Here is a 19,112-nt window from a genome sequence, read left to right on the forward strand (position 1 = left end):
CCGCCTCGGCAGCGGCCGCGACCTGCAAGGTTGCCGCCGCGTCGCCGGTGTCACCGGGCGGCTCGGTCGGTTTGACCTCAGGAGTGCGCCGCCGTTACGGTTCCGGTCAATTGCCTTGACGCGCCCGGCGCGGATCGACGTCCGGCTTCCGAGATGTGATGCGGGAAACCCCACGGGCATCGAACGTTTCGTCGCGGCTCCCGTCTCGGACGCCGTCCGGCCCGATCACGATGAAGGCTTCATGTCATCCCCTGAATCACCAGACAGCGGGGGCGGCGAACGCCTCGCCGGCACAGCCGACGCGCAGCAGGCCGATCGTCTCGTCGGCCGGACGGCGGAGTTGGCGCTCGTCGACGCACTTTTCGGTCCGGCCGCTGCCGAGGGCGTCGCGCTGATGCTGACCGGAGAGGCAGGTGTGGGCAAGAGCGCGCTGCTGGACGCCGCGGCGCGGCGAGCGGCCGAGGCGGGCTTTCGTGTCCTGAGGGTGGTGGGCTCGCAGTTCGACGAGGGCGTCGGCTTCTCGGCCCTGAACCAGATACTGCAGCCGTTGGCGGACGGCATCCCCGGCCTGCCGCCACGGCAGGCGGAGACGCTCCGAGCGGTCCAGGGGCTGTCCGAGGAACCGCCGACCGAACTGCTCTCCGTCGCGAACGCCGTGCTCGCTCTGCTGTCCCGTACCGCTGCCGAGGACCGGCCCGTCGCGTTGGTCATCGACGACATGACCTGGCTGGACCGGCCCAGCACCGTGGTGCTGGGAACGCTCGCCCGCTATGTCCGCGACAGTCGCCTCGTGCTGCTCGCGGCGTCCCGGATCCACGAGGGCTTCCTGCCGAGCGGTGCCGGGATACACACGCACGAGGTTCAGCCCCTGGACGAGGCATCCGCGAACGAGCTGGTGACTCAGCGGTTCCCCGCCATGACGGCCGGGGTCCGCCGGCGGCTCGTCGAAGAGGCCGCCGGCAACCCGCTGGCCCTGCTGGAGCTTCCCGTCACCCTCAACGAGGCCCAGCAGACGGAACGCGGACCACTGCCGAGCGTGCTGCCACTGTCCGAACGGCTCAAGAAGGTCTTCGCCGTGCGGGTCGACGCGCTGCCGGACCCGACCCGGTATCTGCTCCTGCTCGCCGTGCTGGACGGCTCGGGCGAGCTGCACATCCTCCAGCGCGCGACGAGCGGCCTCGACGCCCTGGCCGAACTGGGTCCTGCCGAGAAGGCCGGACTGGTGCACGTCGACTCCCCGACGGGCCGCCTGGTCTTCCGGCACCCGCTCACCCGTTCCGCGGTCATGGAACTGTCGACGATCGCGGAGCGCCGGCGCGCGCATCTCGCGCTGGCAGGTGAATGCCCGGAAGGATCCGAACGCCGGGCCCGCCACCTGGCCAACGCGACCGTCGGCCCGGATGATGCGGTGGCCTCGCTGCTCCACGAGGTGGCCTACAGCACGCTGTGCCGCGGCGATGCCGTCGGCGCCATCACCACGCTGCTCCGCGCCGCCGATCTGAACAGCGACGGGACCGCCAAGGGACGCATGCTCGCCGAGGCCGCCTGCCTGGGCGCCAACATCGCCGGCGACCTGCGCAACGTACGCGCCCTGCTGGACGACGCCAGGCTCGCCGACCCCGTGAGCGCCGACTCGCTCGCGGTCGCGGCGACAGCGGCGAGTGAGCTCATCAACGGCGAAGGCGACGTGGACACCGCGCACAGGCTGCTCGTGGGCGCCATGGACAGCTACGCCCGGCCGAGCCCCGCCGAAGACCACATGCTCAACGAGGCACTGCACGTGCTGATCCTGGTGGGCTTCGCCGGCGGCCGACCGGAGTTCTGGCAGTCCTTCGACCGGATCGCCACACGCGTTCAGCGCCGGACTTCCGATCACCTCCTGTCGGTCGTCCACTGCGCGGTCGGCGATCCGGCCCACAAGGCGCTGGCCGTCCTCGACGCCCTCGACGGCCTCGTCTTCGCCCTCCACGCGGAGACGGACCACAGGCGTATCCTCCGCACCTCCATCTCGGCCGCGTACACCGACCGCCTGCCCGGCTGCCGCAGCGCCCTCAGGCGCGTCGTCGACGACGGCCGGAACCGAGGAGCCGTCACCTCGGCGATCGAGGCCCTCTTCATCCTGGGGTACGAAGCCTACGCCAGCGGGCAGTGGGACGCCCTCCGGAACCTCACCGCCGAAGGTCTGCGCTGGTGCGACTCCCGCGCCTACGGTCTGCCGGCCTGGTCGGGCCGGTTCCTGGAGGGCCTGCTCGCCGCCGCGCAGGGCGACGACCGGACCGCGGGAGAGACCGCGGACCGTCTCGTGTCGTGGGCGAACCCGCGGGGACTGCGGCTGCTGCGTGTCTACGCCTCGCACATCCGGGCCCTGTCCGCGCTCGGCGACGCGGACTTCGAAGAGGGATACCGTCATCTGCGGTCGGTGATCACCCCTGGCGAGCTGCCACCGTACATGCCCCATGCCCTGTGGCTCTTCATGGACTTCGCCGAAGCCGCGGCCCGCACCGGCCGCCACGCGGAGGCGGCCCGGCACATCGCGGCGGTCAGGGAGACCGGCATCCCGGCGATCTCGCCGCGGATGGCCATGACGGCCGATGGCGCCGAGGCCATGGCCACCACGGACTTCATCGATCACGACCTTTTCGAGAGGGCTCTCGGCACCCCCGACGCGGAACGGTGGCCGTTCGACCGGGCACGAATCCGTCTCGCCTACGGCGAGCGACTGCGCAGGGCCAAAGCCGGCTCGGCCGTCGTGCATCTGGAGGCCGCGCTCAGCACGTTCCGGCGGCTGGGAGCCGAGCCCTGGCGCGCGCGGGCAGCGAACGAACTGCGGGCGAGCGGCAACCCCGTCAGGACGGCGGTGTCCGGGACCGATCCGGTTGCGACGCTGACGCCACAGCAACTGCAGGTGGCGCAGCTGGCCGCCACCGGGCTGACCAACAAGCAGATAGCCGGCCGGCTCTTCCTGTCCCCCCGCACCGTGGCCGCGCATCTTCGCGGTGTCTTTCCGAAGCTGAACGTCACCTCCCGGGCCGGACTCCGTGACGCACTCACCGGCCTGCCCCGGCCGCGAACTTAGGCCATCCGGCCGAAGGCAGCGCTGACAACGGGTTCGTAGGGTGAGGCGACCGAAGGTTCACCGGGCGCCGGGGCGCCTGATCCCGAGTGTGCCTTCACATCGTCGGACTTCCGAGTCAGTACTTCTGGATGATGAGGGGACACGCATGCCGGAAGCGGCCTTGAAGGCCTATGTGATGGGGCAGAGCTCTGAGGAGTCGAACAGACTGGGCGTGCAGGATTCGCTGTACGCCGAGCACACCGAGTACCTCCTCAGGACGGCGGGCGTGCAGGAGGGGATGCGTGTCCTCGACGTCGGCTGCGGCACCGGGGCGGTGTCTCTCGCCCTTGCGCGCATAGTCGGCCCGGACGGCCATGTCACGGGCGTGGACATGGATCCGGCGGTACTTGCGATCGCCCGCAGGAACGCCGCGGCGCTCTCGACGCGCAACGTCGCCTTCGAGCAGGCCGTGCTCCCCGATGTGGACCTGCCCGAGCCTGTCGATGCCGTGGTGGGACGACTGATCCTGATCCATGTCGATGATCCGGTGGGGGTCGTGAAAGGGCTGACGCGGTCTCTCCGCCGGGGTGGTCTGGTGACGTTCCAGGATTTCAACGTGTCACGGTTGCGGGCCTTCCCCGAGGTTCCTCTGGTGACGCAGTGCCAGAAGTGGATCAGCGCGGCGTTGACGGCCGGCGGCCGCAACCCGGACATGGGCGAACAGCTGGCCCGGGTGCTGCGGGCCGCGGGACTCTCCGAGCCCGGCGTCGCCTGCGCCGTGCCGACCGGCGGCTCGGATTCGGCGGCGGTGACGCTGGTAGCCGAAAGCGTGAGCAGCCTCATGCCGGTCATCGAACGCAACGACATCGCCGACCCCCGGGAGGTCGGCATCGACACCCTCCACACCCGACTGGCGAAGGCGTGTCTGGAGAGCCAGGCGACGATCTATCTCCCGGATCTGGTGGCCGCCTGGGCGCGAGCGGACTAGCGAATACCGGCCCGGCACGCCGGGGGCGTCCGGCTGGTACGTCTCCGCAGTCGTCGGTCCCCCGTGGAAAGAGAAGTCTCGTGACGAATGTCATCGTGATCGGCGCCGCACTCGGCGGCCTCCAGACAGCCCTGCTCCTGGCCCGGGACGGCCATGACGTGACCGTACTCGAACGGGATCCGGAGCCGCCGCCCGCCGACCCGGAGTCGTCGTGGTCGCGTTGGGAGCGCCCCGGAATCCCCCAGCTGCGCCTCCTCCACCTTCCGCTCGCCCGCTGGCGCCAGCTGGCCGAGGCCGGCGAGGATTTGATCGACTGTCTGGTGGGGTGTCTGGTCCGAGGTGTCCAGCCAGAGTCCACGGCGTGGGGTGTCCCGGTGTAGTGCGTCGTCCAGGATGCCGACCGTCCAGGGGCCGCCGTAGCCGTTCTTGTGGCGGCCGGCCTCACGCGCCGCGACTGCTTCGCGGCGTGGGGCAAGGACGACCAGGTACAGGGGCCTCGCCGTCACGGCGCCAAGGTAGGCGTTGCCTCGGCGGTCGGCCGGGGCGTGAACTCCTCGCGACCGGACACGATCATCCGCCGGAAGCTGTCACCGCGCAGGTGCACGGAGCGTGGGAGCCGCTCGGCCGGCAGCTGGGCGACGGTGGACTTCCCTGCCGCCATGACTCCGGTGACGAGCACGACCGCGGATCCGAGCTCCTGCACTGTGGGCCCCCGTCGCCTGTGCTGCTTTGATTCCCCATGACCGTCAGCCGGGGCGCTTGGCCATGACGACCAGACCGGGCCCGCTGTACTCCTCCGGGGGGAGTCGCAGTTCGGCGACCGGGTTCAGGCCGGCTTGCTCGATCAGGCTGACGAGTTGTTCCGGCCGCCACTTGTGTGTCGTCCAACGGACGGGTACGCCTCCGTAGGCCTCGGTGCGCACCGCGTCCTCGTCACCGACGTGTGTTCCGGTGATGAAGTGTCCGCCTGGCCTCAACGCGCGCGCGAACATGGCGAGGACCTGGGGAAGGACGTCCCGGGGGAGGTTGAACAGTGACCACCACCCGAGCACACCGCCCAAAGACGCTTCACCGAGGTCGAGTTCGGTGGCGGAAGCGACGGCGAAGCGGCACTCCGGATGAAGTCGGCGCGCGTTCTCGATCATGCGAGGAGAGAGATCCACCCCGGATACATCGAGTCCGCGTTCGGCGAGGTAGGCGGTCACCGTTCCGGGCCCGCAGCCGACGTCGAGGACGGGCCCGAGCCCGCGCACGGTGTCGGCGAAGGCGTCGATCGACGCCTTGAGCCATGGATGCCTACGGATGTCGCTGACTCCCGTCGTCACGACCATGTGGGCGTAGTTGTCGGCCACCCGGTCGTAGGACTCACGTACGACGTCGAGATCGGCCGGGCGGTCAACAGGGTGTGCGCGCATCAGCCAACGATAGGGCTGCGCGGCGGACTTGGGGCCTGTGAAGCGGTTGGCACACAGCCGTTCCCCACGGTCCGGCCGGGCATCGGCACCCCCGTCGGCCGGACCCGGCCTCACGACACGCCGACGAACATCGCCCGGACGTGGGACGTTTCCGTGTCGCCGGGGCATCCGGGGCGGTGACGGTGTGTGATGACCTCGGGGTTCGGAGTTTCCGCAGTCCTGTTCTCACCGTTGTCGAACTTCACGAAGGACTTCACGATGCGCCTGCTCCGTCCGCTCGCCGTCGCTCTCGGCGGGCTTGCCCTCGCCGTCATCACCATGGGTCCGGCGGCCGCCGCCGAGGGGACGTTCGTCTGGGTGGGGCCGAAGGGCAAGGCGTACGCCATCCAGAACCCGCCGGACCGCAAGTGCCTCGACATGGCGCAGGAGGCGCGCGGGCCGCAGAACGCCACGAAGAAGGCGCTCGTCGTCTACAGCAAGCCGAAGTGCAAGGGCACCACGCACCGGGTCGCCCCCGGACACTCGGCGTCCGGCAGCGTGCACTTCGCCAGCGTGGTCTTCAACCCCCGTTAGGCAGCTCGGCAACGCCCCGCAAGGGCGCGGAACCAACACGACCAGCCCTCCGGTGACGCCGATCACGAGGTGGTGATCGGCGCCACCGGTCGTTGCGCACACGCCAGACGGTGCCTTCCGGATCAGCACCCACCGGCTCCGGTCAGACTCCCCCGGCCACCGCCACGCCGAGCCCGCACAGCACCACGCCGGTGACGATGTTCAGCGCGCGCCGCACCGCCGGCCGGGACACCAGGGCCCGGCCCCGGCCGACGGCCCAGGTGAAGAGCAGGTACCAGCAGACGTTGACGACGGCCCAGAGGACGCCCAGCGCGATGCTGCTCAGCAGAACGGGGCCGTCGGCCGTGACGAACTGGGGCAGCACCGACACGGCGAACACCCCGGCCTTCGGATTGCCCAGCGTCGTACCCAGTCCGGCACCGTACGCGCCCCGGAGACCGCCGGGGCCGTCCGCCCCGCCGCCCGGGTCGATCTCGGCGGCGCCCTGCTTCGCCGCCGCCCTGGTTGTCCGACCGCGGCGTCGAGCGGATCGCCGCGGGCGAACTCGACGTCGCGGTGATCGCCTCCTGGGCGCTTCCCCCGGAGCCGCCCCCGCACCTCACAGTGCACACGCTGCTGCGGGACCCCATGGTCATCGTCCTGCCCGACGACCACCCCCTGGTCACCGGGTCCCCCGACGGCACACCTCTGCGCCTGGAGCAGCTCCGGGACGAGTCCTGGGTGACCATCCTCGCCGGACACGCCGCCCGGGAGCAGCTGGACCGGGCGGCGATCGGCGCCGGATTCACCCCCAGGATCCGGTTCCAGACGGCGTCGTACGACCTGGCCCAGGCCCTCGTCGGCACCGGCTACGGCGTGGCGCTCGTCTCCCGGCTGGCGCTCACCCGGGTCCCCGGCACCACGCACCGCCCGCTGGCCGACCCGCCGCTCCACCGCGACCTGCACGCCGTGACCCGGTCCGACACCGCGCTGACCCCGCTGGCGGACGTCTTCCGGACCCTGCTGCTCGACGTGGCCACCGACCTGAGGGGCATCTGGTCGTCACAGGGGTGAGCGAGCGACCGCCCAGGCAGGGGCCCGACGCGGCACGGAGGGTTCGCGCGGTCTTCCGCACGGGTTCAGAACATCGCGACCCGCATCACACCCGGACCCCCTTGATCGATCATTCACCGGCCGGTTTAGCATATGAGCGCCACCCAGCTCGATCGAGAGATTCAGGTCTGTGACTGTCAACGACGACTCGTTCACCAACTGGAAGAACCGCGAGGAGATCGCGGAGTCGATGATCCCGCTCATCGGGAAGCTGCACCGGGAGCAGGACGTGACGGTCCTCCTCCACAGCCGCTCCCTGGTGAACAAGTCGGTGGTCAGCATCCTCAAGACCCACCGCTTCGCCCGCCAGATCGACGGGGCCGAGCTCTCGGTCACCGAGACGATGCCGTTCCTGCGGGCGCTCACCACGCTCGACCTCGGCCCCTCCCAGATCGACATCGGCATGCTCGCCGCGACCTACAAGGCCGACGACCGGGGCCTGAGCGTCGAGGCGTTCACCGCGGAGGAGGTCGCCGGGGCCACCGGCGCCAACAAGATCGACCGCCGGGAGCCGCGGGACGTCGTCCTGTACGGCTTCGGCCGCATCGGCCGGCTGGTCGCCCGGCTGCTCATCGAGAAGGCCGGCTCGGGCAACGGCCTGCGCCTGCGGGCCATCGTGGTGCGCGGCGCGGGCGGCGAGGACATCGTCAAGCGCGCCTCGCTGCTGCGCCGCGACTCCATCCACGGTCAGTTCCAGGGCACGATCACCGTGGACGAGGAGAACAGCACGATCCTCGCCAACGGCAACGAGATCAAGGTGATCTACGCCGACGACCCGTCCCAGGTCGACTACACGGAGTACGGCATCCGGAACGCGATCCTCATCGACAACACGGGCAAGTGGCGGGACCGCGAGGGCCTGTCCACGCACCTGCGCCCCGGTATCGAGAAGGTCGTCCTGACCGCGCCGGGCAAGGGCGACGTCCCGAACATCGTGCACGGCGTCAACCACGACACCGTCAAGCCGGACGAGCAGATCCTGTCCTGCGCGTCCTGCACCACCAACGCGATCGTGCCGCCGCTGAAGGCCATGGCCGACGAGTACGGGGTGCTGCGCGGGCACGTGGAGACCGTGCACTCGTTCACCAACGACCAGAACCTGCTGGACAACTACCACAAGTCGGAGCGCCGCGGCCGGTCCGCGCCGCTCAACATGGTCATCACCGAGACCGGTGCCGCCTCCGCCGTGGCGAAGGCGCTGCCGGACCTGAAGGCGCGGATCACCGGCAGCTCGATCCGGGTCCCGGTGCCGGACGTGTCGATCGCGATCCTCAACCTCCAGCTGGCCCGCGAGGCCTCCCGCGAGGAGGTCCTCGACTACCTCCGCGAGGTGTCGCTGACCTCTCCGCTCAAGCGCCAGATCGACTTCATCACCGCCCCGGACGCGGTCTCCAGCGACTTCATCGGCTCCCGCCACGCGTCGATCGTCGACGCCGGCGCGCTGAAGGTGGAGGGCGACAACGCGATCCTCTACCTCTGGTACGACAACGAGTTCGGCTACTCCTGCCAGGTGGTCCGGGTCGTCCAGTACGTCTCGGGCGTGGAGTACCCGACGTTCCCGTCCCCGGCGGTCTGACCGCCTCGTCTCCGGCAGCCCGGCCCCTCTGCGCGCGCAGAGGGGCCGGGCTGTCCGCACTCTTGACGCGATCACGGCCCGATGGCAGATTTTTATCGATACAACCGAGTCTGCGAACTCCGTTCCATATATCGAACACGTCCGTCCGGTCAGGAGTGCCCGCGTGCCCACCGCCACCGCGATCATCAACCTCGACATCGAGGGCCCTACGATCAGCCGCCACCTCTACGGCCACTTCGCCGAGCACCTCGGCCGCTGCGTCTACGGCGGCTTCTGGGTCGGCGAGGACTCCCCGGTCCCCAACGAGGGCGGCATCCGCCTGGACGTCGTCGAGGCGCTGCGTGCACTGGACATCCCCAACCTGCGCTGGCCCGGCGGCTGTTTCGCCGACGAGTACCACTGGCAGGACGGCGTCGGCCCGCGCGAGCGGCGCCCCCGGATGGTCAACACGCACTGGGGCAACGTCGAGGAGAACAACCACTTCGGCACCCACGAGTTCATGGCCCTGTGCGAACTCCTCGGCGCCGAGCCCTACATCAGCGGCAACGTCGGCTCGGGCACCGTCCGCGAGATGAGCGAGTGGGTGGAGTACCTCACCCGGGACGGCGACAGCCCGATGGTGCGGCTGCGCAAGGAGAACGGCCGCGAGGAGCCCTGGCGGGTGAAGTACTGGGGCATCGGCAACGAGACCTGGGGCTGCGGCGGCAACATGCGCGCCGAGTACTCCGCCGACCTGGCCCGCCAGTACGCCACGTACTGCCGCGACCACGGCGACAACAAGCTCTACCGGATCGCCTCGGGCGCCTCCGACGCCGACTACAAGTGGACCGAGACGCTGATGCAGCAGATCAGCTGCTTCGGCTGCGAGGCCACCCCGAAGACCTTCTTCCAGGGCATCTCCGTGCACTACTACACGCTCTCCGGCCCCTGGGAGGCCAAGGGCAGCGCCACCGGGTTCACGGCCGACGACCACTACCGCACGATGCTGTCCGCCCGCCGCATCGACCGCATCCTCACCGGCCACTCCACGGTCATGGACGTCTACGACCCGGGCCGCACGGTCGGTCTCGTCCTGGACGAGTGGGGCACCTGGTGGGACGTGGAGCCCGGCACCAACCCCGGCTTCCTCTTCCAGCAGAACACCCTGCGCGACGCGCTGGTGGCGAGCACCCACTTCGACATCTTCCACAAGCACGCCGCCCGCCTGCACATGGCCAACATCGCCCAGACCGTCAACGTCCTCCAGGCCATGCTCCTCACCGACGGCGACGCCCTGGTGCTGACCCCGACCTACCACGTCTTCGAGATGAACAAGGGCCACCAGGACGCCACCTCGCTCCCGGTGCACGTACGCGGCGAGGGCACCCGGCGCCAGGTCGGGGACGCCGAACTCGACACCCTGTCCGCCTCCGCCAGCGTCAAGGACGGCACGGTCCTGATCTCGCTGAGCAACCTGGACGCCGAGGAACCCACCGAGGTCACCCTCGACCTGCGCGGCGGCACCCTCGGCGAACCGGCCGCCCGTATCCTCACCGCCGACAAGCTCCAGGCCCACAACACCCCCGAGGCCTCGGCGGCCGTCACCCCCCGGGCGTTCGACGGTGTGTCCGTGACCGGCGGCGGGCTGCGGCTCACCCTCCCGCCTCACTCGTTCGTGACCGTCCAGGCTCCGCTGAACCAGCGCTGACCCGCAGGAGTGCGCACATGACCCGATCCGCACGTCCGCTGCCCGCCCGCCATCTGCGGCCGCCCATGGGCTGGAACAGCTGGGACTGCTACGGCACCACCGTCACCGAGGAAGAGGTCCTCGCCAACGCGGAGTTCATGCGCGAGCACCTGCTCCCGCACGGCTGGGACACCGTCGTCGTCGACATCCAGTGGTACGAGCCCACCGCCCGCGCCCACGGCTACAACCCGGACGCCCCGCTCGTCCTCGACGGCCACGGCCGCCAGCTCCCGGCGCCCAACAGGTTCCCCTCGGCCGCGGGCGGGGCGGGTTTCGGGCCGCTGGCGGCGCGGGTGCACGCCATGGGCCTGCGGTTCGGGCTGCACATCATGCGGGGCATCCCACGGCGCGCGGTCGAGGCGGAACTGCCCGTGCTCGGGACGGAGTTCACGGCCGCGGAGGTGGCCGACACCGGCTCCGTGTGCCCCTGGAACTCCGACAACTACGGCCTGGACCACGACCACCCCGGCGCCCAGGCCTACTACGACTCCCAGGTCGCCCAGTTCGCCGCCTGGGGCGTCGACTTCGTCAAGGCCGACGACATGCTCTTCCCGTACCACGAGCGGGAGATCGCCGCCTACGCGCGGGCGATCGAGCGCAGCGGGCGGGCCATCGAGCTGAGCCTCTCCCCCGGTACCGACATGTCCCTCGCCCGCCTGGACCACCTGCGGGAGCACGCCACCATGTGGCGGGTCTGCGACGATCTGTGGGACCGCTGGGAGGACGTCGAGGCGCAGTTCGCACGCATGGCCCGCTGGGCCCCCTGGCAGGGCCGGCAGGGCTGGGCGGACGCCGACATGCTGCCGCTCGGCCACATCGGGATCCGCGCCGAGCGCGGCGCGGACCGCCAGTCGGCCCTCACCCACCCCGAGCAGGTCAGCCTGCTCACCCTCTGGCTGATCTCCCGCTCCCCGCTGATGATGGGCGGCGACCTGCCCACCTCCCCGCCCGGAACCATCGCGCTGCTCACCAACGACGAGGCCCTCGACGTCCTGTGGCACAGCACCGGCAACCAGGAGGTGCTGCGGGAACGGGACCTGGTGCTCTGGACCGCCCGGGACACCGACGGGCACACCCGGTACGCGGCGGTGTTCTCGCTGGCCGACGAGGAGCGGCGCTTCGAGGTGCCGCTCGGGGCGGTCGGGGCCACCCCTCGCGACCGCGTCCGGGAGCTGTGGACCCGCACCGGCACCGCCCATGACGGCCGGCGGCTGGTGACCGTGCTGCCCGCCCACGGTGCCGCCCTCTATCGTCTTGCCGAGGACGACCGGCGGGAGTGAGTGTGGCGACGATCCAGGACGTGGCGAAGGCCGCCGGGGTGTCGGCGATGACCGTCTCCAACGTGATCAACGGGCATCCCAACGTCCGCCCGGCCACCCGGGAACGCGTCCTGGAGGCGGTGGACCGGCTCGGCTACCGGGTCAACGTGGCCGCCCGCAACCTGCGCAGGGGCCGTACCGGGACCCTCTGCCTGGCCGTCCCCGAGATCAACCGCCCGTACTACGGCCGGCTGGCCGCCTCGATCATCGCGGCGGCCGCCCGGCACGGCCTGCGGGTGAGCATCGAGCAGACCGGCGCCCGCCGGGAGAACGAGCTGGCGGCGCTCTCCCTGTCCCGCAACCGGCTCTACGACGGCCTCATCCTCAGCACGGCCGGCATGGGGCCGGCCGATGTCGAGGCGCTGGACGTCGACCATCCGGTGGTGATCCTCGGCGAGCGGATCTTCGGCGGGCCCGTCGACCATGTCGCCATGCCGAACGAGGCCGCCTCCGAGGCCGCGACCCGTCATCTCGTCGAGCGGGGCTGCCGGCGGATCGCCATCGTGTGCGGGCCGCTGGGCGGCGAGGTCGACGTGTCGAGCCTGCGGCACGCCGGGTATCTGCGGGCGCTGGCCGCCGCGGGGCTGCCGGCGGACCCGGAGCTGGTGGTGACCACCAGGTCGCTCACCATGCAGGAGGCCGCCCGCCGCGTCCGGGAGCGGATGGCGGAGGGCCTCGCCTTCGACGGGGTGTTCTGTGTGACGGACACGGTGGCCATGGGCGTGCTGCGCGCCCTCGCCGACGCCGGGGTCCGGGTGCCGGAGCAGGTCAGGGTGATCGGCTTCGACAACGTCGACGAGAGCGCGTACCTCGTGCCCTCCCTGTCCAGCGTCGACCCGGACCACGATCTGATGGCCGAACGCGCGGTCACCCTGCTGGCGGCCCGCATCGACCGGAGCGGGCCGGGACCGGAACGGGAGGAGTTCACCGGTCCGTTCCGTCTGGTGGTGCGGGAGTCCACGGGCGGCTGACCCCGCGTCCCTGCCGTGCTGTCAGACCAGGTGGCCGAAGACCACCAGGTTCTCCGTGTAGTCCTTGACGTCGTGGTCGTAGTCGCCGGCGCAGGTGATCAGGCGCACCTCGGGACGGCGGGTGTCCGCGTAGACGCGTTCGCTGGGGAAGTCGTCCTTCGCGAAGGTGTCGGCGTCGTCGACCACGAAGTTCGCGTCCCTGCCGTCGGCCCGGCTCACCGTGAAGCGGTCGCCGCGTTCCAGTTCGTCCAGCCTGACGAAGACGGCCGCCGAGGTCTTGGTGTCGACGTGGCCGGCGATGATCGCGGTGCCCGCCTCGCCGGGCGCCGCGCCCCTGGAGTACCAGCCGACGAGGTTGGTGTTGTCGGCCGGCGGGGGCTGGAGCTGGCCCGTGGAGCCGATGGTGAGCACGGTGAAGGGGGCGTCGACGGAGATCTTCGGGATGAGCAGGCGGGTCGGTGTGGACCGGGGCAGCGCCTGGCCGGCCCGGAGCGGATCCGCCGAGGGGACGGCGTCGGTGCTCTCGGCCCGGCTGCTGCCGGTGGTGCCGGAGCCGTTGGTGTGTCCGCCGACCAGCGCCACGGCCAGCAGCAGGACGGCGATGCCCCACACGGGCAGCCGGCCGCCGCGCGCGGGGCCGTCCTGGGCGTCCGGTCCGTCGGGCTCGTCGGGGTCGTCGGGGTTCGGGGCGGAGAGGCCAGCTGCCAACGGAGGTCACCTTTCTGGGGCACGGCAGCGGGAGGGCGGGACAGGGGCCGCGGTGCCGTCGGCGTGTGGAGCGCCGACGGCACCGCGGCCCCCGTATGCGTCGGCCCGTCAGGACACGGGCCCGGGGACTCTCCTGCGCCGGAGCGCGTAGGCACCGGTGGCCGCTACGCCGAGGACGGCCAGCCCGCCGGCGGTGACGCCGGGCGTGGCGAGGCCGCCGCCGCCGGTGTGCATGCCGCCGTGCGGCCGGTCGCTCTCCTCGTCGTCACCCCACGACGAGCCGCTCTCGTCCTTCCCCTTGCCCCCCTGGTCGTCCTTGCCTCCCTGATCCCCCTTGCCTCCCTGGTCCCCCTTGCCTCCCTGGTCCTGCTTGCCGCCCTGGTCCCCCTTCTGCTCGTCGTCGTTGCCCTTGTAGCTCTCGGGGTCGAACTTGCTGTCGCTGCTGCTGTAGGAAGAGTCGTCACGGCCTCCGTCGTCCCAGTCCCCCGCGATCGCGGCCTGGGCTGCGGGGGCGGAAAACGCGAGGGCTGCGGTGGCGGCCGTCGTCGCGAGGATCATGCGGGCAGAACGCATCTCGATGTCCTTCCGCCGTGGCCGGGCGCCGATACTCCATCAGCTGTAACGACCCGGCCCCGACATGAACCACCGTCAGCCAGCCCCCCGGCCTGCACCATCCAGGCCGCCCATCCGTGGTGACGACACGCCCAACACCGCCCGGCTGGGTCAATGCCGCGCGGGGGCGCACCGCCATTCGGGCGGTCGTGGGCCCGTCGTCGGCGTGTCGCCGCATGACGGGCCCGCCGAGGTGTCAGTAGCCGACGTAGAAGGTGGCGTCGGCCTGGTCCGTGCTCGTGGAGACGGGGTCGATGCGCAGCACGTAGTCGGAGTGGCGGATGTAGCGCGTCGGGTAGTTGTACGAGCGGAACGAGGACCAGGAGGAGTCGGCGAGGCCGGCCGTCCGGTAGAACGTGGCGTCCTGCGCGAACGACGTGGTGCTGTCGTTCTCGTCGAGCTGCAGCTGGTAGTTGTAGTGGCGCAGATAGCGGGTCGGGTAGTTCACCGACCGGAAGGACACACCGCTGCTGTCGGCGAGACCGGGGACCAGCGTCCACATGCCGTCGGTGTACGGGTCGAAGGCGTACGCGTCGATCCGGCCGATGAAGTTGCTGTGCCGGACGTATCTGGCCGGGTAGTTGTAGGACTTCAGCCGGTTCCACGCGGGGGTGCCCCACTGGGCGACGAGGTTGTTGTACTCCGTCGAGGTGATGGGCTGGATGCCGCAGTGCTTGGAGTTGAGCGGCTGGGTGTAGGTCTTCTGGTCGAGGGCGGTCCAGGTGCCCGCGGCCAGGGCGCTGGTCTGCCAGGCATAGAAGACGCCGTTGGGGTCCCAGGTGTCTCCCCACAGGTACCAGGTGGAGCTGGACGTCAGGGACTTGACCAGGGTCGGGGCCTCGGTGCCGTTGTGCGAGACGGCCGTGGAGAACTCGGTGAAGCTGCCGGGGTCCAGTGAGGTGGAGCGGGCGCCGACAAGCGTCGAGTTCTTCTTGAAGTACAGGTAGTTGACGCCGCCGACGCCGACCGCGAGGTCGCCGTCGATGACGTCGTAGCCGGGGTCGAAGAAGACCTGGGGGTCGCCGGCGGTGATGAAGTCACCGGTGTAGTTGATCATGATGACGTTGTGGCCGCTGTCGTTGACGGCGGAGTAGATGACGCCGTACGTGCCACGCCCCGCGTCCCAGAAGGCCTCGGGCGCCCAGGCGTGGGTGTCCATGTCGTGCAGCTTCATCCGCCGGTACCCGGTGAAGCTGCGCAGGTCGGTGGAGTCCCAGACGTGGATGTACTGGCTGACGTACGTCCAGTCGGTGCCGTACAGGTCGGTGGCGAGCACCACGAAGGTGCCGTCCTGCTTGCGCAGGATGAACGGGTCGCGCAGGCCGAGGGAGCCGGCGGTGGGGGTGGCGACGGGGGCGTTCTGGTTGAGCGGGGTCCACTGGAGGCCGTCGGTGCTGACGGCCAGGTGCAGGCCGTAGTTGGCGGCCAGCATGTCCGGGGACTCGGTGAAGTAGCACATCACGTAGGCCGAGTTGGTCGCGGCCTGGGCGGCTCCGGCGCCGAGGGCGAGGGCGCCGGTGGCGGCGAGGGGGACGGTCGCGGCCATGCCGAGAAAATGACGGCGCGACAGGGGGGTGCCGTTCATGTGCGCTCCAGACGAGGGGGGATGTCCGGGATTTCGGACGCGGTTCGGAAAACCGATCAGAAACTAGAGGGACGCGTGGGGCGCGTCAATGCTTGCGTAACAAGGGAGTTACTGGGAATTCGCTGTGCACGCCGGGAGCGCGAGGCTCGCGGGCCGCAGACCGGGAACCGTGACGGTGAGCGCGGGACGGCCCGGCCGGCGGGGCACGGTGAAGGCGGCCATGGCCCGTTCGGGCGCGGCCGCAGCGAGTCGGGCGAGTGCGGCCGCAGCGAGCCGGGCGGGCGCGGCCGCTCAGGTCCCGCCGAAACCGCCAGGCCCGGTGCCTCCGGCCCCGTCGGAACCGGCCCGCCTCCCCCTTCCGCCTCTGTCAGGTCGTCCCGTGGTGCGGTCCTGCCTAGGCTCGGTCTGAAAGTCCGTCGGAAAAGGACCGCACATGACCGGTTGCCTCCCCCGCCGCCCGCTCGCGCTGCTGGTCGGTGTCCTGACCGGTGTGGTCGCCGTAGCGGCCCCGGCCCGTGCCGCGGGCGGTGCGGTGACGGAGTATCCGATCACCACCGTCGCGGACAGTCTCCCCGCCGGCATCACCGCCGGGCCGGACGGCGCCCTGTGGTTCGCCCAGTCCGGCGCCGCCCGGATCGGGCGGGTCACGGCCGACGGCACGGTGACCGGGTTTCCCACTCCGACCCCGGACAGCACGCCCTTCGGCATCACCCGGGGACCGGACCGCGCGCTCTGGTTCACCGAGCAGTCGGCGGGCCGCATCGGACGGATCACGCCCTCCGGTGCCGTCACCGAGTTCGCCCTCCCCAGGGCCGCGAGCGCGCCCGCCGGCATCACGTCCGGACCCGACGGCGCGCTGTGGTTCACCGAACTGGGGAGCAACCGGATCGGCCGGATCACGACCGCGGGCCGGGTCACCGAGTACCCGCTGCCCACGGCCGGCGCCCTCCCGTACGGCATCGCCGCCGGCGCCGGCGGTGCCCTGTGGTTCACCGAGCTGGCCGGCGGCAGGGTGGGGCGGATCGAACCCACCGGCCGGATCACCGAGTTCCCGCTGCCGAGCCGTGCGGACTTCCCCGAGGACATCGTCCACGGGCCGGGCGGAATGTGGTTCACCGCGTCCGGGTCGGGCTCCGTCGACCGGATCGACGCCACCGGCCGTGTCACCCGGTTCCCGCTGCCCGGCGCCGACGGCGACCCCGGCGGGATCGCCGCCGAGCCGGACGGCCCGGTGTGGTTCACCGACCGGTCGGGCCGGATCGGACGGGTGACGGCGGACGGCGGGGTCGCCGTCGTACCGCTGGCGTCCGGCCCCGACAAGGCACCCTTCCGGCTCGCCGCCGGCCCGGACGGCACGCTGTGGTTCACCGAACTGCTGGGCAACGCGATCGGACGGCTTCGGGCGTCCCCGCGCTGAAGGGTGCCGTCCGAAAGGTGCCGTCGGCTCTCGCGCAGCCGCTCCGGACCGCGGTTCACGCGGCCGGTGCGTCGCACACTCTCGCGGCCGCGGGGGTGACGATCGCGTGTCCCTGGTTGCGGGAGGCACGCAGGCCGGCGCCGCGGCCGTACGGCAACTCCGCCATCGGCAGCCGCTGGTGGTAGCAGACCGGGGAGGACGGGACGCGGAGGATGGCGGGGGTGTCGAGGAAGAGCGGGAGCTCCGCGCACACGTACTCCAGGCACACCGCGCACTGCCGCGCATCGGCCGCCTCCCCGCGCGTGGCGAGGAAGCGGCCGACCAGGTCGTCGCAGACGGCGCGCAAGTCGTCGTCCTCGCCCAGCTGCCGCTGCAACTGCCGGTGTATCTCCTGGTACGCGGCGTTGGCGCGGAAGTGGGAGGTGTAGGGCTGGATCTCGAAGGCGTCGGCCATCAGCACGGATGCCGTGGTCAAGGGGGACCCTCCGCCGCGCGCGTCCTGACCGGGCCTTGTGCCCTGGTTGTGGTGATGCGGCGAGGCTCAAGCCAGCCGCACCGGGTCGACGGGGGCAGTGGCTGCCGGATGGTGGCCGGAACCCGTCGAGGCGCTGCCGGAGACTCCATGGAAATTGAGCTGCTTGCGGACGGGGAGGATGGGATTCTTCGCTACGGCCCGATGAGTACCGCAGGGGGAGGTATCACCGCAGTGAACCGTATGCGCACAACTTCCGGGATCCCGGCCGTCACCGCCGTCCGGACCGCTCTCGCCGTCGGCCGTCAGAGCCGCTTTTCCTTGAACGCGTACGGCCGGGCGGCCGAAGGCGGCCGGGGCGCTGGTGGCCGTGGTCGACTCCGGTGAGGGTCCGGGCGCGGCGGCGGCCCGGCTCACCGGGCGGCGGGTCGCTGCCGAACGGGCACGGTCGGGCGGCCTGGCCGAGGTGAGGTTCGCGGGCGGTCCCGCGGTCATGGTCAAGCGCGGCGACGGTCCCGGGGCGGTACGGGCCGAGGTGGCCGGGCTGCGCTGGCTGGCCGCCGCCCGGGCGGTGCCGGTACCGGAGGTGCTCGGGCACGACGAGCGGTGGATGGTGACCGAACTGGTCCCCACCGGCCGTCCGGGCGCCGAGGCGGCGACGCGTTTCGGCCGCGCCCTGGCCGCCCTGCACGCCTCGGGCGCCCCGGCCTTCGGGGCGGCGCCGCCGGACGGCCCGCGCGACGCCTGGATCGGTCTCGCCCCGATGCGCAACGAGCCCGGCACCGAGTGGCCTCGGTGGTACGCCGAGCACCGGGTGCTGCCGTATCTGCGTGCGGCGGCCGATCGGGGGACCCTGCGACCGGGCGAGGCCGCCGTGGTCGAGCGGGTCTGCGAGCGGCTGCCGGAGCTCGCCGGGCCGCCCGAGCCGCCCGCCCGGCTGCACGGCGACCTGTGGAGCGGGAACGTCCTGTGGGGTGCCGACGGCAGGGTCCGGCTGATCGACCCGGCCGCGCACGGCGGGCACCGCGAGACCGACCTCGCGATGCTCCGGCTCTTCGGCTGCCCGTATCTGGACCGGATTGTGGCGAGCTATCGCGAGGCTGCTCCGCTGGCCGACGGCTGGGCGGAGCGGATCGGCCTGCACCAGCTGTTCCCGCTGCTGGTGCATGCCGCGCTCTTCGGACGGAGCTATGCCGAACAGGCTTTGGCGACATCCCGGAATTACGCGTACATGTGACACCGTCATGTGCCGGACAGGAATGTGAAATCGGCCACGTGCAGGAGCGATTCGCCGCTTCTCCCTTAACAAGCTCTTAATTCGGGCTGAGATTACGCAGAGTAAGGAAACCAACCACGCGTTCGAATCGTATAAGTGCATGGAAGAACGAAACAGGGAGAGACCATGCAACCGTTCGCGCTCAACTACGCACGCCCCGCAGTGCAGTTGGACGTCACCACTCCGTACGCGTATGACTCCGGACTGCAGTTGAACGTTCTCCACGATGGCCGGATCGCAGCCACCGATCACGCAACGCTCAGAGCCCTGGGGACCACGACCTCCACCGCGGGTTCCAAGACGCACTTCGACGACTGATCGCGGATC

18 protein-coding genes and 1 pseudogene are annotated in these 19,112 nt (G+C 71.0%); 12 read left to right on the forward strand and 7 right to left on the reverse strand.

Annotation, left to right across the window (positions count from 1 at the left end; all coding sequences use genetic code 11):
- Positions 1 to 241 precede the first annotated feature (241 nt).
- From SSP29_RS22490 to SSP29_RS58580, 3 genes are all read left to right on the forward strand, one after another.
- A complete protein-coding gene (locus tag SSP29_RS22490; protein WP_089102554.1) occupies positions 242 to 3,076 on the forward strand; it encodes a helix-turn-helix transcriptional regulator in 2,835 nt (944 codons plus the stop codon).
- Between the two features lie 145 nt (positions 3,077 to 3,221).
- A complete protein-coding gene (locus tag SSP29_RS22495; RefSeq protein WP_150134696.1) occupies positions 3,222 to 4,043 on the forward strand; it encodes a class I SAM-dependent methyltransferase in 822 nt (273 codons plus the stop codon).
- Between the two features lie 95 nt (positions 4,044 to 4,138).
- Positions 4,139 to 4,423 (forward strand): FAD-binding oxidoreductase/lyase, encoded by a 285-nt coding sequence (locus SSP29_RS58580; protein WP_368669253.1) that lies wholly within the window; start codon positions 4,139 to 4,141, stop codon positions 4,421 to 4,423.
- Here the strand turns inward: SSP29_RS58580 and SSP29_RS56130 are convergent.
- Together SSP29_RS56130 and SSP29_RS22505 are read right to left on the reverse strand one after the other, a co-directional pair.
- Positions 4,334 to 4,704 (reverse strand): annotated as a pseudogene (locus SSP29_RS56130) (phosphotransferase); the annotation flags it as partial. The gene SSP29_RS58580 and the pseudogene SSP29_RS56130 sit on opposite strands and share 90 nt — an antisense overlap.
- A gap of 85 nt (positions 4,705 to 4,789) precedes the next feature.
- Positions 4,790 to 5,458: a class I SAM-dependent methyltransferase gene (locus SSP29_RS22505; RefSeq protein WP_089102555.1), complete on the reverse strand. Its 669-nt coding sequence runs from the start codon at positions 5,456 to 5,458 to the stop codon at positions 4,790 to 4,792.
- Positions 5,459 to 5,716: 258 nt separating this feature from the next.
- Here SSP29_RS22505 and SSP29_RS22510 point away from each other — a divergent pair, with 258 nt between their 5' ends.
- Positions 5,717 to 6,031, forward strand: coding sequence for a hypothetical protein (locus SSP29_RS22510; protein WP_089102556.1), 315 nt, complete (start codon positions 5,717 to 5,719; stop codon positions 6,029 to 6,031).
- Positions 6,032 to 6,173: 142 nt separating this feature from the next.
- Here the strand turns inward: SSP29_RS22510 and SSP29_RS22515 are convergent, their stop codons facing one another.
- Positions 6,174 to 6,503, reverse strand: coding sequence for a LysE family translocator (locus tag SSP29_RS22515; RefSeq protein ID WP_089102557.1), 330 nt, complete (start codon positions 6,501 to 6,503; stop codon positions 6,174 to 6,176).
- Positions 6,504 to 6,535: 32 nt separating this feature from the next.
- On the opposite strand from SSP29_RS22515, the gene SSP29_RS22520 reads away from it, so the two are divergent.
- The 5 genes from SSP29_RS22520 to SSP29_RS22540 all read left to right on the forward strand — a co-directional run bounded on the left by SSP29_RS22520 (position 6,536) and on the right by SSP29_RS22540 (position 12,715).
- Positions 6,536 to 7,084: a LysR substrate-binding domain-containing protein gene (locus tag SSP29_RS22520; protein WP_089102558.1), complete on the forward strand. Its 549-nt coding sequence runs from the start codon at positions 6,536 to 6,538 to the stop codon at positions 7,082 to 7,084.
- A gap of 169 nt (positions 7,085 to 7,253) precedes the next feature.
- Positions 7,254 to 8,699, forward strand: coding sequence for a glyceraldehyde-3-phosphate dehydrogenase (locus SSP29_RS22525; protein WP_089102559.1), 1,446 nt, complete (start codon positions 7,254 to 7,256; stop codon positions 8,697 to 8,699).
- Between the two features lie 163 nt (positions 8,700 to 8,862).
- Complete coding sequence (locus tag SSP29_RS22530) at positions 8,863 to 10,386, forward strand: alpha-N-arabinofuranosidase (RefSeq protein WP_089102560.1); 1,524 nt, start codon at positions 8,863 to 8,865, stop codon at positions 10,384 to 10,386.
- A gap of 17 nt (positions 10,387 to 10,403) precedes the next feature.
- Positions 10,404 to 11,705 (forward strand): glycoside hydrolase family 27 protein, encoded by a 1,302-nt coding sequence (locus SSP29_RS22535; RefSeq protein WP_150134701.1) that lies wholly within the window; start codon positions 10,404 to 10,406, stop codon positions 11,703 to 11,705.
- Between the two features lie 2 nt (positions 11,706 to 11,707).
- Positions 11,708 to 12,715 (forward strand): LacI family DNA-binding transcriptional regulator, encoded by a 1,008-nt coding sequence (locus SSP29_RS22540; RefSeq protein ID WP_089102561.1) that lies wholly within the window; start codon positions 11,708 to 11,710, stop codon positions 12,713 to 12,715.
- A gap of 21 nt (positions 12,716 to 12,736) precedes the next feature.
- Here the strand turns inward: SSP29_RS22540 and SSP29_RS22545 are convergent, their stop codons facing one another.
- The 3 genes from SSP29_RS22545 to SSP29_RS22555 form a co-directional block, all read right to left on the reverse strand.
- Positions 12,737 to 13,423, reverse strand: a complete 687-nt coding sequence (locus tag SSP29_RS22545; protein ID WP_150134702.1) for a class F sortase — start codon at positions 13,421 to 13,423, stop codon at positions 12,737 to 12,739.
- 108 nt (positions 13,424 to 13,531) lie between these two features.
- Positions 13,532 to 13,996: a hypothetical protein gene (locus SSP29_RS22550; RefSeq protein ID WP_089102562.1), complete on the reverse strand. Its 465-nt coding sequence runs from the start codon at positions 13,994 to 13,996 to the stop codon at positions 13,532 to 13,534.
- Positions 13,997 to 14,231: 235 nt separating this feature from the next.
- On the reverse strand, positions 14,232 to 15,620 hold the full coding sequence (locus SSP29_RS22555) for a glycoside hydrolase family 43 protein (RefSeq protein WP_089102563.1): 1,389 nt from the start codon (positions 15,618 to 15,620) through the stop codon (positions 14,232 to 14,234).
- A 433-nt stretch (positions 15,621 to 16,053) separates the two neighbouring features.
- Here SSP29_RS22555 and SSP29_RS22560 point away from each other — a divergent pair, with 433 nt between their 5' ends.
- Complete coding sequence (locus tag SSP29_RS22560; protein WP_089102564.1) at positions 16,054 to 17,037, forward strand: Vgb family protein; 984 nt, start codon at positions 16,054 to 16,056, stop codon at positions 17,035 to 17,037.
- Between the two features lie 55 nt (positions 17,038 to 17,092).
- Here the strand turns inward: SSP29_RS22560 and SSP29_RS22565 are convergent, their stop codons facing one another.
- The gene (locus SSP29_RS22565) at positions 17,093 to 17,512 is read right to left on the reverse strand and encodes a tRNA-dependent cyclodipeptide synthase (protein WP_150134703.1); all 420 of its coding nucleotides are present in this window, start codon (positions 17,510 to 17,512) and stop codon (positions 17,093 to 17,095) included.
- Positions 17,513 to 17,879: 367 nt separating this feature from the next.
- Here SSP29_RS22565 and SSP29_RS22570 point away from each other — a divergent pair, with 367 nt between their 5' ends.
- Together SSP29_RS22570 and tgmA are read left to right on the forward strand one after the other, a co-directional pair.
- Positions 17,880 to 18,746 (forward strand): fructosamine kinase family protein, encoded by an 867-nt coding sequence (locus SSP29_RS22570; protein WP_089102894.1) that lies wholly within the window; start codon positions 17,880 to 17,882, stop codon positions 18,744 to 18,746.
- Positions 18,747 to 18,911: 165 nt separating this feature from the next.
- Positions 18,912 to 19,103 carry a putative ATP-grasp-modified RiPP gene (gene tgmA, locus SSP29_RS22575; protein WP_089102565.1) on the forward strand — a complete coding sequence of 64 codons (192 nt, stop codon included), beginning with the start codon at positions 18,912 to 18,914 and terminating at the stop codon, positions 19,101 to 19,103.
- The last annotated feature ends 9 nt before the right edge of the window (positions 19,104 to 19,112 follow it).

It is taken from the genome of Streptomyces hyaluromycini, from assembly GCF_002217755.1.
GTDB classification, from domain to species: Bacteria; Actinomycetota; Actinomycetes; order Streptomycetales; family Streptomycetaceae; genus Streptomyces; species Streptomyces hyaluromycini.

Excerpts from the sequence above, each read along its gene's own strand:
- tgmA (WP_089102565.1), top strand. The coding sequence starts at position 18,912 with ATGCAACCGTTCGCGCTCAACTACGCACGCCCCGCAGTGCAGTTGGAC.
- SSP29_RS22505 (WP_089102555.1), bottom strand. The coding sequence starts at position 5,458 with ATGCGCGCACACCCTGTTGACCGCCCGGCCGATCTCGACGTCGTACGT.
- SSP29_RS22510 (WP_089102556.1), top strand. The coding sequence starts at position 5,717 with ATGCGCCTGCTCCGTCCGCTCGCCGTCGCTCTCGGCGGGCTTGCCCTC.
- SSP29_RS22555 (WP_089102563.1), bottom strand. The coding sequence starts at position 15,620 with ATGAACGGCACCCCCCTGTCGCGCCGTCATTTTCTCGGCATGGCCGCG.
- SSP29_RS22550 (WP_089102562.1), bottom strand. The coding sequence starts at position 13,996 with ATGCGTTCTGCCCGCATGATCCTCGCGACGACGGCCGCCACCGCAGCC.
- SSP29_RS22495 (WP_150134696.1), top strand. The coding sequence starts at position 3,222 with ATGCCGGAAGCGGCCTTGAAGGCCTATGTGATGGGGCAGAGCTCTGAG.
- SSP29_RS22490 (WP_089102554.1), top strand. The coding sequence starts at position 242 with ATGTCATCCCCTGAATCACCAGACAGCGGGGGCGGCGAACGCCTCGCC.
- SSP29_RS22560 (WP_089102564.1), top strand. The coding sequence starts at position 16,054 with ATGACCGGTTGCCTCCCCCGCCGCCCGCTCGCGCTGCTGGTCGGTGTC.
- SSP29_RS22535 (WP_150134701.1), top strand. The coding sequence starts at position 10,404 with ATGACCCGATCCGCACGTCCGCTGCCCGCCCGCCATCTGCGGCCGCCC.